The sequence below is a fragment of the Geobacillus sp. Manikaran-105 genome, from assembly GCF_002809955.1.
Taxonomy (GTDB): Bacteria; Bacillota; Bacilli; order Bacillales; family Anoxybacillaceae; genus Geobacillus; species Geobacillus thermophilus.
The window spans coordinates 15096-27232 of sequence record NZ_PIJG01000009.1; the positions used below are offsets into that span (position 1 = coordinate 15096).

Genomic DNA, 12137 nt, shown 5'->3' on the forward strand with positions numbered 1-12137 from the left:
TATTCGGCGGCGCCGTCATTCGTGTGTTGGAGGTAGCAATTCATGAAGACATATGCTGATGACAGTTTGATGCTTCATACGGACTTATATCAAATCAATATGGTCGAGACGTATTGGGAAGATCGTATGCATGAGCGCCGCGCTGTGTTTGAAGTGTTTTTCCGCAAGCTGCCGTTTGGCAACGGCTATGCGGTGTTCGCTGGGTTGGAGCGTGTCATTCAGTTTTTGCAACAGTTCCGATTTTCTGACAGCGACATCGACTATTTGCGCCAAGAGCTTGGCTACCGTGATGACTTTTTAGACTATTTGCGGACGCTTCGCTTCACCGGCACGGTCCGTTCGATGCGCGAAGGGGAAGTGGTGTTTGCCAACGAGCCGATTATGCGCATTGAGGCGCCGCTTGCGGAGGCGCAGCTCATTGAAACCGCCATTTTAAACATCATCAATTTTCAGACGCTCATCGCCACGAAAGCGTCGCGCATTAAGCATATTCTCGGGGATGAGCCGGCCTTGGAGTTCGGCAGCCGGCGGGCGCAGGAGATGGATGCGGCGCTTTGGGGCGCGCGCGCAGCGTATATCGGCGGGATTGAGGCGACATCAAACGTGCGTGCCGGGAAGCTGTTTGGCATTCCGGTCGCCGGAACGCACGCCCATTCAATGATTCAAGCGTATCAGGATGAATACACGGCCTTTTTGAAGTATGCACGCCGCCATAAAGACTGTGTCTTTCTTGTCGATACGTACGATACGTTGAAGTCGGGGGTGCCAAACGCCATTCGCGTCGCGAAGGAGCTGGGCGACCAAATCAACTTTATCGGCATCCGCATCGACAGCGGCGATTTGGCCTATTTGTCGAAAGAAGCGCGGAAAATGCTCGATGAAGCCGGATTTCCGAACGCGAAAATTTTCGCCTCAAACGATTTGGACGAAGATACGATTTTAAACTTGAAGTCGCAAGGGGCGAAAATCGATGTGTGGGGGATCGGCACCAAACTCATTACGGCGTACGATCAGCCAGCGCTCGGCGCCGTGTACAAAATGGTGGCGATTGAAAACGAACGCGGTGAGATGGTCGATACAATCAAAATCAGCGGCAATCCAGAGAAAGTGACGACGCCGGGGCTGAAGCGGGTGTACCGCATCGTCAACAAAATCAACCATAAAGCGGAAGGCGACTACATCGCCTTAGAGAGCGAAAACCCGCAGCAAGAAGAGCGGCTGAAAATGTTCCATCCGGTGTACACGTTCATCAGCAAATTCGTCACCAATTTCGAAGCGCGTGACTTGCATGTGACGATCTTCGACAACGGCCGGCTGGTGTATACGTCGCCGCCGCTTCCGGACATTCAAGCGTACGCAAAAGAAAGCTTGCGCTTGTTTTGGGAGGAGTACAAACGGACGCTCAATCCCGAGCAATATCCCGTCGATTTGAGCCAAGCGTGTTGGGACAATAAGATGGAAAACATCCGCAAGGTGAAAGAAAAAATTGCCGGCGCATCTTTAAGTGAATAACCGTCTTGGCTGCGGGGCAAGCGAACGGTTCCGCTTTGCGCGCTGGCGTCCGATTGAAGCTCGGCGCGTTGCAGCGCAAAGTGATATTCTTCTTTCCGCCGCAATAACAAAGGTGTCCCGAACGGCGCGGGACACCTCTTTCATGTAGACCGCTGACGGTTTTGGCTTGACAGCTGCCGATCGAGTTCGTCAACGAGTTCGGCGAAATGATCTAAGACCCGCTCGATCGGTTCGGGGCTTGTCATATCTACTCCGGCACGTTTGAGCAGACGGATCGGGTCATCGGATGCGCCGGAGCGCAAAAATTGTTTGTACCGCTTCACCGCCTTGCCGCTTGCATCGGTTTGAATGCCGCTCACAATGGTGTACGATGCGGCGAGCGAAGTGGCATATTTGTATACATAAAAGGCGTCATAAAAATGCGGAATGCGCAGCCAGCCGCGCGCGGCGCCGGGATCGGCGGCGTACGCCGGGCCATAATACGTTTTCAGCAGGCCAAGCCAAAGCTGGTTCAGTTCGTCCGCCGTCAAGCTGCCGCCTTGGCGCACCTTGTCATGAATCATCTTCTCGAATTCGGAATACATCACTTGCGTGTACAACGTGCCGCGGATTTGCTCGATTTGTTCGACGAGCAGGCGGAGTTTTTCTTCTTTTGTTTTTGCCTGTTTGTATAAATAATCGAGCATGAGCCATTCGTTTGCGGTCGAGGCGACTTCGGCGGTGAAAATCGAATGGCCGGCATAATGGTACGGCTGCGCGCGGTTCGTGTAGACGGAATGCATGGCGTGCCCAAGCTCGTGGGCCATCGTCAATACGCCATCAAGCGAACCGTTGTAATTGAGCAAGATGAACGGATGGGTGTCATACGCTCCCGTGTTGTAGCCGCCGGTATATTTTTTCGGGCGCGGGAAGACATCAAGCCATCGCTCTTGAAACGCTCGGTGCACCTGTTTGATATAGTCGGCGCCGAGCGGCTTGAGCCCTTCGACAATGAACGTTTTCGCTGTTTCAACTGGGATCGATTTCGCCGTTTCGCCGACAAGCGGCACGTACAAATCATAGCTGTGAACGCGGTCAAGCCCGAGCGCGAGCCGCCGCAATTCGATATAGCGGTGCAGCGCCGGCAAATGGCGGCGGGTGGCGGCGATTAAGTTGTCGAACACTTCCTTCGGGACATCGTCGGCGGCCAGCGCGGCGGCCAGGCCGGATGGATAGCGGCGCACGTTCGCATACAATTCATCCGCTTTGACCGAGGCATACAGCGTCGCGGCTGCGGTTTGTTCCATGGCTTCATAACTTTTGGCTTTCGCTTCAAACGCCGCCTTTCGATAGCGGCGGTCCGGGTGCTCGAGCATGGCGGCGTATTGGTCGTCGGTCAATGTCACTGTTTTTCCATTCGGCATCGTGACAGACGGCGGCTCGTAATCGCCGCGGGCGGCGTGGTCATAAATGTTCTCCGCCTCGCCGAGCGCCGGCGATAGTTTCGCGAGCAGCCGTTCTTCGCGTTTCGTAAGCGTATGCGGCTTTTGCTCGCGCAACTCATGGAAGTAATAGCGGTACGCTTTCAGCTCTTTGCTCGTTTGGAGCTTCCTGAGCGTCCGCTCGGGTAGGGCGAGCAGTTCCGGCTCGATAAACGCTGTTTTCGCCGCATATTGGGCGGCGAGCGCTTCCACTTTTGCCCCAAGCCGGGCCGCCGTTTCATCTTCAATGTTGATATCGCGTTTTAAATGGGTGTAAAGCGACAGTTTTTCGAGCTTGCGGGCTGTTTGTTCGTTTAGGGCGAACAGTTTGGCGATCGTCTTTGCATTATCGAGTTTTCCTTCAAACGCCGCCAGTTTCGGCAAGGCGTTTTGCACCGCCTTGTAGTCGTGCATCCACTCGGCTTCGGATGGATAAATGTCGGCTAGGTTCCATTCGTATGCGGTTTCGGCGGCTGATGTCGGCCATGGGGAGGCGAAAAGAAGCACGGCGGCGAGCCCAAGAAGCCAGCGCTTCATATCATCACGTCCTTTCCGTTTTTTCCTCTTGTTGGTAGTATGCGCAAGCGGAACGATTTTAGCCAAAAATAAAGAAAGGGAGACAATCAATGGAACGAATTCGGTTGGCGGACGATTTGACGTTTTCCCGCCTCATTCACGGCTGTTCGCGGCTTGCGGACTGGGGCTATTCGCGCGAGCAGCTGCTCGGGCTCATTGAATTTTGTCTTGAGCGCGGCATTACGACGTTTGACCATGCTGATATTTACGGCGACTACACGTGTGAATCGCGCTTTGGCGAAGCACTGGCGTTAAAGCCAAGCTTGCGCGGTCAGATCGAGATCGTGACGAAATGCGGCATCAAGCGGCCGCCAAAATACGGGATGAAATTATATGATACAAGCAAAAATCATATCATCGCTTCGGTTGAGCAATCCCTTCGACACTTCCATACCGATTATATTGATGTATTGCTTATCCACCGCCCGGATCCGTTTATGAACCCGGAAGAGGTGGCCGAGGCGTTTCTCCAACTCAAGCAGGATGGAAAAGTGCGCTATTTTGGCGTTTCCAACTTTAAACGTTCGCAGTGGGAAATGCTTCAGTCGTATTTGCCGTTTCCGCTCGTGACCAACCAAATCGAAGTATCGGCGTATCGGTTGGAAAATCTTGAAGACGGCACCGTTGACCTTTGCCTTGAGAAGCGCATTCCGCCAATGGTATGGTCGCCGCTCACCGGCGGGGCGATTTTTTCCGCTGACGATGACCGGGCGGTGCGGTTGCGCGGGACGCTTGAACAAGTGCGGGGTGAGGTGGGCGCTGAGACGATCGACGAAGTGTTGTACGCGTGGCTTCTCGTTCATCCAGCGCGGATGATGCCGATTGTCGGCTCGGGGAAACAAGAACGCATCGAGCGGGCGGTGCGGGCGTTGTCGCTTCCGCTTTCCCGCGAGCAATGGTTCGCTATCTTACAAAGCTCCATGGGGCATGATGTGCCGTAAGGGGAGAGGACGATGAAGGTCATTATCGCGGAAAAGCCGGACCAAGGGGCGACGCTCGCCTCGATTTTTCGGACGAAAAAACGGCAAGGCTATATCGAAATTTTGCCGAATGACTTGTTTCCCGACGGGGCGTATATGACATGGGCGATCGGGCATTTGTTCCAGCTCGCCCCGCCGGAGCGGTATCGGCCGGAGTGGAAGCGGTGGACGCTCGGCACGTTGCCGATCATCCCGGAACGGTTTGAGTATGAGATCGAAAAAGCGAAGGCGAAACAGTTCAAGGTTGTGAAAGAATTGCTGCGAAAGCCGGAAGTGACGGAAATCATTCACGCCGGCGACGCGGGGCGCGAAGGGGAGCTCATTGTGCGCAACCTCATCCGCCTAAGCGGCGTGAACAAGCCGATGAAGCGGCTTTGGCTGTCGTCCTTGACCCCGAAGGCGATCGAGGAAGGGTTCCGCCGCCTGCTTGATGAACGGACGACGCGCCCGCTCTATGAGGAAGCGTACGCTCGCGCCTGCGCGGATTGGCTCGTCGGCATGAACGCCTCGCGCGTGTACAGCCTCTTGCTGAAGGAGCGCGGGATGAATGATGTGTTTTCCGTCGGGCGCGTGCAGACGCCGACATTGGCGCTGATCGTCCGGCGTGAGCGGGAAATTGAGCAGTTCCGCCCTGAACCGTTTTGGGAAGTCGTCGCCTCGTTTGTCATTGGCGACAAGCGTTATGAAGGAAAATGGACGGATAAAAACGGCCAAACGCGTCTTGGGGACGAGGAGATGGCGAAAAAGATCGCTGCCTTTTGCCAAGGAAAACGGGCGGAAGTCGCCGACGTCCACACGGAGCGGAAAACGTATCAGCCGCCGCTGTTGTTCAACTTATCGACGCTGCAAGCGACAGCGAACAAGTTGTATCGCTTCTCGCCGAAAAAGACGCTTGATGTGCTGCAGTCACTCTACCAAAAAGGGATCGTTTCGTATCCTCGTTCCGATTCGATGCATGTGACGAAAGGGGAAGCGGAAACGTTCCCTGCCATTTTGCAAAAGCTGTCCTCGTTTCCGGCGTACGCTTCGTATTTTCCGTTGCCGCAGCCGTCGATTTTACAAAATAAACGTTATGTAAACGAGAAAAAGGTGACGGACCATTACGCCATTATCCCGACCGAGCAAGTGGTGGATCCCGAGAAGCTGTCAGCCGACGAACGGAAGGTGTACGATTTGGTCGTCCGCCGCCTAATTGCCGCCCACCACCAGGCGGCGGTCATCGATTATACGACCGTCACGACGCTCGTTGACGGCCGGGCTCGCTTCGTTTCGAAAGGAAGACAAGTCGTCGAGGAAGGATGGCGCGCGGTCATCCGCCCGCATGAGGAGGAGAAAGATGCTGCGCTGCCTCCCCTTGAGCGAGGGGAGGCGGGGAAAGCGGCCGCTGTCAAGGTGAAAGAAGGGAAGACCGAGCCGCCGAAACGGTATACAGAAGGCGAACTCATCACCTTGATGAAAACGGCGGGAAAATTTTTGGACGATGAGGAACTGGAAAAAGTGCTCGCCAAAACGGAAGGGCTCGGCACGGAAGCAACAAGGGCGGCGATCATTACCATGCTGAAAGAGCGGAAGTATATTGAAGTGAAAAAGAACCTCGTGTACGCGACCGACAAGGCGAAAGTGTTGATCGAGGCGCTTGGCGGCACGATCCTCGCCTCGCCGGAAATGACGGCGAAATGGGAGCAGCGCTTAAGCGAAATCGGCGAAGGGAGCGCCTCGCCCGCCGCCTTTATGGAACAGGTGAAAAAGTTGGCGCAAAAAGTGGTCGCTGACGCCATCGCCGCCGCGCCGAATTGGAATTTCAGAGGGGTTGACACCGCCTCGATCCAGCGGACAAGGAAGAAAAAAACGATGGGCGAGAAGCTTGGACCGTGCCCGCTTTGCGGCGGGACCGTCGTCGACAAAGGAACGTTGTACGGTTGCGACCAGTACGCGAAAACAAAATGCTCGTTTACGATTTCCAAACGCATTCTCGGCAAATCGATTTCGGCGGCCAATGTGAAAAAACTGCTTTCTCAAGGAAAAACGAATGTCATCAAAGGATTCAAAAAAGGCGAAAAAACGTTTGACGCCATCCTTGTCTGGGATGAAAACGAGAAGAAATTATCGTTTCAGTTTCCGAAGCGGTGACAAGGGCGGGGGAGGAAAGGATGGAGCGCTTGGCGAAAAGGCGGACCGATGGCGGCCCGCCGATCTGGCCTCCTTTTTCTCAAATGATGAACCGAATCGGGTCAAATGGGAACGATTTTCGTTTTTATTAACCATAATAACATTATGCAAACAATAAGCTCCCCCTGGCTCCCTGAAGGCGGGTCAATGACGGGGCAAACGACGGCAGGCGGCAATGCGGCCAGGGCGGTCTGGATAATCGGTGAACACACCGTCCACGCCCATGGCGCATAGGCGAGCGAGATCGTGTGGTTCATTGACGGTATAGACGTGAACCATGAGCCCGCGGCCATGGGCGGCGCGCACCCACTCTTCGGTGACGGCTGAGAGCGGCAAGCCGATGCCATCGGCATAGACGGCGATTTGTTGCAACAGCTCGTCGCGGCCACTTCGCGCTTCCTTTTCGCCGACCAATTGAATGAGCGGGACGCCGCGCGGGATGAGCGGGCGGAGCGCCTGCAAACTTTCTGGATGGAACGATTGAAACATGACGCGGCGCTGTTGCAGGAAACCGTGTTTTTTCAATAGATGGACGACCGCCCGTTCGATGCCGGGCTGTTTCGTTTCGATGTACAACGGGGCTTCCACACGCTCCGCTTTCAGCATCTGAATCACCTCATCAAGCGTCGGGATGCGCTCGCCGGCAAAGCGTGGATGAAACCACGACCCGGCATCCAATTTTTTGAGCTCACGCAATGAAAAATCGCTGACCCGCCATGGCGACCGGTGCGGGTAAACCGTTTCGGCATTTGTCGTCCGGGCGAGCGTCGCATCATGCAGGGCAACGAGCTTCCCGTCTTTCGTTGCGCGCACATCGACTTCGATATAATCGGCATTCATGAGGGCGGCGAGGCGGTAGGATGAGAGCGTATGCTCCGGCGCGTGTCCGGACGCGCCGCGGTGGGCGATGACGGCGGTTTTCGGCTGGCTGGGTGGCTGCCAGGCAGCCGCGGCCGCTAAGACGATCGGCAACGATAACAAAAACAATGCGCAAAGATAGGAGCGAAAAACCGTGATCCGGCGCATATACATCTCTCCCCTTTCAGTATATCATATCGGGAAAACAAGTGCGAGGGAAAAACGAGGTGATATAGTGGGAAAAGGATGCTTGTACCGATAGTGTCGCACATCAAGCAAAGGGATATTCAGTTTGATGCATAAAGTGCGTTATCATGCCGCATACTGTAAACGACAACAAAACGTTGGGCTATAGCCAAGCGGTAAGGCAACGGACTTTGACTCCGTGATGCGCTGGTTCGAATCCAGCTAGCCCAGCTGAACGTCTGGTCAAACCGGAGGGGCTTTGAGCCGGTGAAAACGGTCTCCGCTATATATCGGCGCGGGGCCGTTTTTTATGGTTTCAATGCGATCGGTGGAATACATCGAAGCGATTGACGGCCACACAATGGTTTGGTTCACATCGCCGCGTTCGTGTCAGTCGTTCGAATGAAAGATCGTCGACAAAAAACTGCTGAGGCAGAAGGATTTTGGCGAATGACGGCGAATGCAAAACATGAAAGGGGAGAGCGACAATGAAAACAGCCGATTTATGCGATCAATTTTTAGACGAGTTGCAAGTATGCGAGTTGCCGTTCCAATCGTACGGCGGAAAACGGATGTTTTCCGGGCCGATCGCGACGGTCGATGTGTTTGAAGACAACGTCCTTGTCCGAGAAGCGCTGGAGACGGTGCCGCCGGGGACGGTGCTCGTGGTCGATGGAAAAGGCTCGCGCCGCGTCGCGCTATTAGGCGACCGGCTGGCGCAAATCGCTTGCGAGAGGGGGCTTGCTGGCGTCATCATCCACGGCTGCATCCGCGATTCAGCGGAAATTGGCGCCATGCCGATTGGCGTGATGGCGATCGGCACATGCCCGGTGAAAAGCAAAAAAGAGGGAAAAGGCTCACGCGACGTTGCGCTCGAGTTTGGCGGCGTCCGCTGGGAGCCAGGGGCGTACGTGTACGCTGATGCGGACGGCGTTGTCGTCGCCAACAAAGATTTGTTGGCGAAAAATGGTTGACGGCTGCGGTCGAGTCTCGTTCAATACAACGAACAGGTTGAGGCGATGGAGATGGAATGGCAGGAAGTGCGTTCATTGTATCCAAATCAATTTGTGAAATTACAAGTATTAAAGTCCCATTTAGAGGGAGATCAAGAAATCATTGAAGAGGTGGCTGTTATCGGAACGGTTTCGGACAAGGATGCAACTCGTGAGTTGCTGCAATCGAAAGGGAATCAGCTTGTTTATCATACTAGCCACAAGGAGATTGTTTTAAAAGTTCGGGGAGCGATTGGCCTGAGAGGGAAATTTCATTATGCAGATTGAATATCGTGAAGGCTTGCTGTTTGCATCGATCGAAATCGTTTATCAAGGAAGGTCTAAGTTGATTCATAATATGGTGATTGATACTGGTGCGGCGAAAACAGTGATTTCTCAAAATGCAGTAGAAGATATTCATTTGCGGGTAGAGCCGGGCGATCGTATTGTGGCTTATTACGGAATCGGTGGGAAAGAGTACGCGTTTACAAAAAAATTAGACTGTATTCAGCTAGATTCTTTCCAGCTAAGAGAGTATGAAATTGATTTTAGCGGGATGGACTATGAGGGGATTAACGGTTTGTTAGGATTGGATATATTGCTGGGCGCTGGATTTGTCTTAGACCTGGACAAGTTGGAGATGTATCGTTCTGGTTGAAATGGAACGCCCGCTCGAAATGCCAAAAAGAAGGAAAAGGCGCCCGCGACGTTGCGCTCGAGTTTGGCGGCGTCCGCTGGGAGCCAGGGGCGTACGTGTACGCTGATGCGGACGGCGTTGTCGTCGCCAACAAAGATTTGTCGGCAAAAAACGGTTGACGGCAACGCATTGGTTGTACTACGATGAAAACGGATGCTTGTTCCATGACAGCGCATATATGGCGGTAAGACAAACAAGGTGCCTAGCCCGCTTAGGGCTTGGGTGAAAAGGGAAGCTCGGTGAAAATCCGGCACGGTGCCCGCCACTGTGATGGGGAGCTTTGCGGCAACAAGTCACTGAAGGATGCTTCGGGAAGACGCCGCCAAGCGATGATCCTAAGTCAGGAGACCTGCCTTGTTTGGATCGGACGGATGCCTACGGGACTATAGGCAGACGTGCGGGAGAATGACGGCTTTAGGGGCCCTGTTTGGGCCGTTTACGGCTTTCGTATACATTTTTCTGCACCTCTGCTGTAGAGGTGCTTTTTCTTTTGTCGAAAACCTGCCCGTCTGTCTGCGTCTAAATTCTATCATTCTAGCCAAAAAGGGGGGATTCGGTGGCGACATGGGATTTGCGGGGAATGAAGCATCATGTGCTCATTTGCAACGGAGGGACGTGCCTCCGCCATGGCGGAGATGACGTGACAACCGCGGTGCGCGAGGAAATCGCCCGCCTTGGGCTTGACGACGCTGTCCATACAACAAGGACGCGCTGCAACGGTCGTTGCCAAGACGCATGCGTGATGATCGTCTACCCGGACGGCGTCTGGTACCGGCAGATGACGCCAGAGAAGGCGAAAGAAGTCGCGCGCGTCCATTTGGGTGAGGGTGTTCCGCTGCGGGAGTGGGCGACGTATGAGTATGAAGGGGAATTGGTGTTGACGCCGATCGGCGAGCGTGAGGCGGCAAGTGGAAAACGAAAAAACGAGCATATCGAGAAAGGAGCAAGCAGATAAATGAAAAGAACCGTTCGATGGAGCGGGATGATGGCTTTATTCGTTGTATATTTTTGGCTCACCAATGAAAACGAAGTAAATGCCATGCATATTATGGAAGGTTTTTTGCCTGTCAAATGGGCGCTGTTTTGGTGGATCCTGTTTTTGCCGTTTTTCTTGTTTGGGCTGCGCAGGCTTGTTCATGCTTCGAAGCAGCACCCCGAACATAAGCTTCTGATGGCGTTAGCTGGCGCGTTTACATTTGTATTGTCGGCGTTGAAAATTCCATCCGTCACCGGCAGCAGCTCGCATCCGACCGGGATCGGCTTCGGCTCGGTTTTGTTTGGACCATGGGTGATGGTGGTGATCGGCACAGTCGTTCTTCTCTTTCAAGCGCTGCTTCTTGCCCACGGAGGAGTGACGACGCTTGGGGCCAATGCGATGTCAATGGCGATCGTCGGCCCGTTCGTCGCGTACGGAGTGTATCAACTGTGCCGAAAAGGGGCGGTATCCAATCGAGCGGCTTTGTTTCTTGCCGCTTGTTTGTCTGATTTGGCTACATATGTCATGACGTCCCTGCAGCTTGCCCTGGCGTTTCCGTCTCCTGATGGGGGAGTCACCGCCTCGTTTTTGAAATTCGCCGGCATTTTTGCCATTACTCAAGTGCCGTTGGCGGTGACGGAAGGCATCATAACGGTAATCGTCTGGAACTGGCTTTCCTCCTATCAAGCTTCTCCGCTGTTCCAAAAGGAAAAGGGGGCGTAATGCGATGAAGAAAAATGGCTTGCTCGTGTTGCTGGCTGCTTTGCTTGTCATCATTCCGCTTTGGTGGGCGCGCGGATCGGAATTCGGTGGAACGGACGATCAGGCGGAAAAAGCCATTCAAACGCTCAACCCGCATTACCGGCCGTGGTTTGAGTCGATCTTCACCCCTCCAGGCGGCGAAGTCGAAACGCTTCTGTTCTCGCTGCAAGCCGCGCTTGGCGCCGGCGTGATCGGCTACGTCGTCGGGTTGTACAAAGGGCGTTCGGAGCGGAAAAACAGCCATGATTCGCGAGTTTGACCGTTGGGCGTATGACAACCGGCTGCGGGCATGGCGGGCGGAGTGGAAGCTGATCGTGGCGTTTGTTATGCTTGCCGTTGTCATGATGGGCGGCTGGCGCGAACAATGGCTTGTGCTCATCGGAATGGCGTATTGGATTGTCGCTCGTGCACGAGTGCCGTTTTCCGTGTATGGAAAAGCGATGCTCGCCGCCTCCGTTTTTTTAGGGCTCAGCCTGCTGACGCTCGTTGTGTCCGTGTCGGTTCCTTTTCAAATAACTTTCATCGACAGCCAGCTGCAGCCGGCTGCAAAGCTCGCCGTCCGCTCCCTTGCCGCCTGGTCGTGCTTGTTTTTCCTTCTCATTACGACGCCGGCGCCGGACTTGATTGCGGTGCTGAGGCGAATGCGGCTGCCGGCGGCGCTCGTGGAACTTTGCTTTCTTATGTATCGCTTTATCTTTTTGCTCGAGCAGGCGGCCGCAGAGCTGATGCTGGCGTTGCGGGCCCGCAGCGGGGGAACGCATTGGCGGCATGGCGGGATGCTGATGTACCAACTATGGATGAAAACGTGGCAGTCGTATGAAGCGTTCAGCCGTTCGCTTGCGGCGCGTGGAGGCGTCGCGTCGGCTGGGCATACGCATCAGCGGGAAAAAGCGCATGTGCCTCTTGTCGATGTTGCGGCCGGCATCATCATGGCCTTGCTGCTTGGGTGGGCATGGCGGAAAGGGTGAA

Annotated in this window: 12 protein-coding genes, 1 tRNA gene, 1 pseudogene and 1 riboswitch; of the genes and pseudogenes, 12 read left to right on the top strand and 2 right to left on the bottom strand. The window is 54.6% G+C overall.

Annotation, left to right across the window (positions count from 1 at the left end; all coding sequences use genetic code 11):
* Positions 1 to 42: 42 nt before the first annotated feature.
* On the top strand, positions 43 to 1512 hold the full coding sequence (locus tag CV945_RS04300) for a nicotinate phosphoribosyltransferase (RefSeq protein WP_015374911.1): 1470 nt from the start codon (positions 43 to 45) through the stop codon (positions 1510 to 1512).
* A 140-nt stretch (positions 1513 to 1652) separates the two neighbouring features.
* On the opposite strand, the gene pepF is transcribed toward CV945_RS04300, so the two are convergent.
* The gene (gene pepF, locus CV945_RS04305; RefSeq protein ID WP_100659210.1) at positions 1653 to 3509 is read right to left on the bottom strand and encodes an oligoendopeptidase F; all 1857 of its coding nucleotides are present in this window, start codon (positions 3507 to 3509) and stop codon (positions 1653 to 1655) included.
* Between the two features lie 89 nt (positions 3510 to 3598).
* On the opposite strand from pepF, the gene CV945_RS04310 reads away from it, so the two are divergent.
* Positions 3599 to 4489, top strand: coding sequence for an aldo/keto reductase (locus tag CV945_RS04310; RefSeq protein WP_100659211.1), 891 nt, complete (start codon positions 3599 to 3601; stop codon positions 4487 to 4489).
* 12 nt (positions 4490 to 4501) lie between these two features.
* On the top strand, positions 4502 to 6658 hold the full coding sequence (locus CV945_RS04315) for a DNA topoisomerase III (RefSeq protein WP_100659212.1): 2157 nt from the start codon (positions 4502 to 4504) through the stop codon (positions 6656 to 6658).
* A gap of 183 nt (positions 6659 to 6841) precedes the next feature.
* On the opposite strand, the gene CV945_RS04320 is transcribed toward CV945_RS04315, so the two are convergent.
* Positions 6842 to 7723 (bottom strand): glycerophosphodiester phosphodiesterase family protein, encoded by an 882-nt coding sequence (locus CV945_RS04320; protein WP_198518481.1) that lies wholly within the window; start codon positions 7721 to 7723, stop codon positions 6842 to 6844.
* Between the two features lie 177 nt (positions 7724 to 7900).
* On the opposite strand from CV945_RS04320, the gene CV945_RS04325 reads away from it, so the two are divergent.
* From CV945_RS04325 to CV945_RS04365, 9 genes and pseudogenes are all read left to right on the top strand, one after another.
* Positions 7901 to 7972: transfer RNA gene (locus CV945_RS04325), tRNA-Gln, on the top strand.
* A 257-nt stretch (positions 7973 to 8229) separates the two neighbouring features.
* A complete protein-coding gene (gene rraA / locus CV945_RS04330) occupies positions 8230 to 8715 on the top strand; it encodes a ribonuclease E activity regulator RraA (protein ID WP_100659214.1) in 486 nt (161 codons plus the stop codon).
* A gap of 51 nt (positions 8716 to 8766) precedes the next feature.
* Positions 8767 to 9021, top strand: coding sequence for a hypothetical protein (locus CV945_RS04335; RefSeq protein WP_008880145.1), 255 nt, complete (start codon positions 8767 to 8769; stop codon positions 9019 to 9021).
* Complete coding sequence (locus tag CV945_RS04340) at positions 9011 to 9391, top strand: retropepsin-like aspartic protease (protein WP_008880146.1); 381 nt, start codon at positions 9011 to 9013, stop codon at positions 9389 to 9391. Before CV945_RS04335 ends, CV945_RS04340 begins: the two co-directional genes overlap by 11 nt.
* 17 nt (positions 9392 to 9408) lie before the next feature.
* A pseudogene (locus CV945_RS04345) lies at positions 9409 to 9549 on the top strand (RraA family protein); the annotation flags it as partial.
* Between the two features lie 60 nt (positions 9550 to 9609).
* A riboswitch (cobalamin riboswitch) is annotated at positions 9610 to 9801 on the top strand.
* Between the two features lie 185 nt (positions 9802 to 9986).
* Complete coding sequence (locus tag CV945_RS04350; RefSeq protein WP_008880147.1) at positions 9987 to 10385, top strand: (2Fe-2S) ferredoxin domain-containing protein; 399 nt, start codon at positions 9987 to 9989, stop codon at positions 10383 to 10385.
* Positions 10386 to 11129, top strand: coding sequence for an energy-coupling factor ABC transporter permease (locus CV945_RS04355; protein ID WP_100659215.1), 744 nt, complete (start codon positions 10386 to 10388; stop codon positions 11127 to 11129). It abuts the gene before it with no gap.
* Positions 11130 to 11133: 4 nt separating this feature from the next.
* Positions 11134 to 11427 (top strand): energy-coupling factor ABC transporter substrate-binding protein, encoded by a 294-nt coding sequence (locus CV945_RS04360; RefSeq protein WP_011231298.1) that lies wholly within the window; start codon positions 11134 to 11136, stop codon positions 11425 to 11427.
* Entirely contained in the window at positions 11411 to 12136 is a 726-nt protein-coding gene (locus CV945_RS04365) for an energy-coupling factor transporter transmembrane component T family protein (RefSeq protein WP_011231297.1), read from the top strand. The genes CV945_RS04360 and CV945_RS04365 overlap by 17 nt, the downstream gene beginning before the upstream one ends.
* Position 12137 lies beyond the last annotated feature (1 nt).

Bases quoted from the DNA above. Each gene is read 5' to 3' on its own strand.
- CV945_RS04335 (WP_008880145.1), top strand. From the start codon at position 8,767: ATGGAATGGCAGGAAGTGCGTTCATTGTATCCAAATCAATTTGTGAAA.
- CV945_RS04340 (WP_008880146.1), top strand. From the start codon at position 9,011: ATGCAGATTGAATATCGTGAAGGCTTGCTGTTTGCATCGATCGAAATC.
- CV945_RS04310 (WP_100659211.1), top strand. From the start codon at position 3,599: ATGGAACGAATTCGGTTGGCGGACGATTTGACGTTTTCCCGCCTCATT.
- rraA (WP_100659214.1), top strand. From the start codon at position 8,230: ATGAAAACAGCCGATTTATGCGATCAATTTTTAGACGAGTTGCAAGTA.
- CV945_RS04365 (WP_011231297.1), top strand. From the start codon at position 11,411: ATGATTCGCGAGTTTGACCGTTGGGCGTATGACAACCGGCTGCGGGCA.
- CV945_RS04320 (WP_198518481.1), bottom strand. From the start codon at position 7,723: ATGCGCCGGATCACGGTTTTTCGCTCCTATCTTTGCGCATTGTTTTTG.
- pepF (WP_100659210.1), bottom strand. From the start codon at position 3,509: ATGAAGCGCTGGCTTCTTGGGCTCGCCGCCGTGCTTCTTTTCGCCTCC.
- CV945_RS04300 (WP_015374911.1), top strand. From the start codon at position 43: ATGAAGACATATGCTGATGACAGTTTGATGCTTCATACGGACTTATAT.
- CV945_RS04315 (WP_100659212.1), top strand. From the start codon at position 4,502: ATGAAGGTCATTATCGCGGAAAAGCCGGACCAAGGGGCGACGCTCGCC.
- CV945_RS04355 (WP_100659215.1), top strand. From the start codon at position 10,386: ATGAAAAGAACCGTTCGATGGAGCGGGATGATGGCTTTATTCGTTGTA.
- CV945_RS04360 (WP_011231298.1), top strand. From the start codon at position 11,134: ATGAAGAAAAATGGCTTGCTCGTGTTGCTGGCTGCTTTGCTTGTCATC.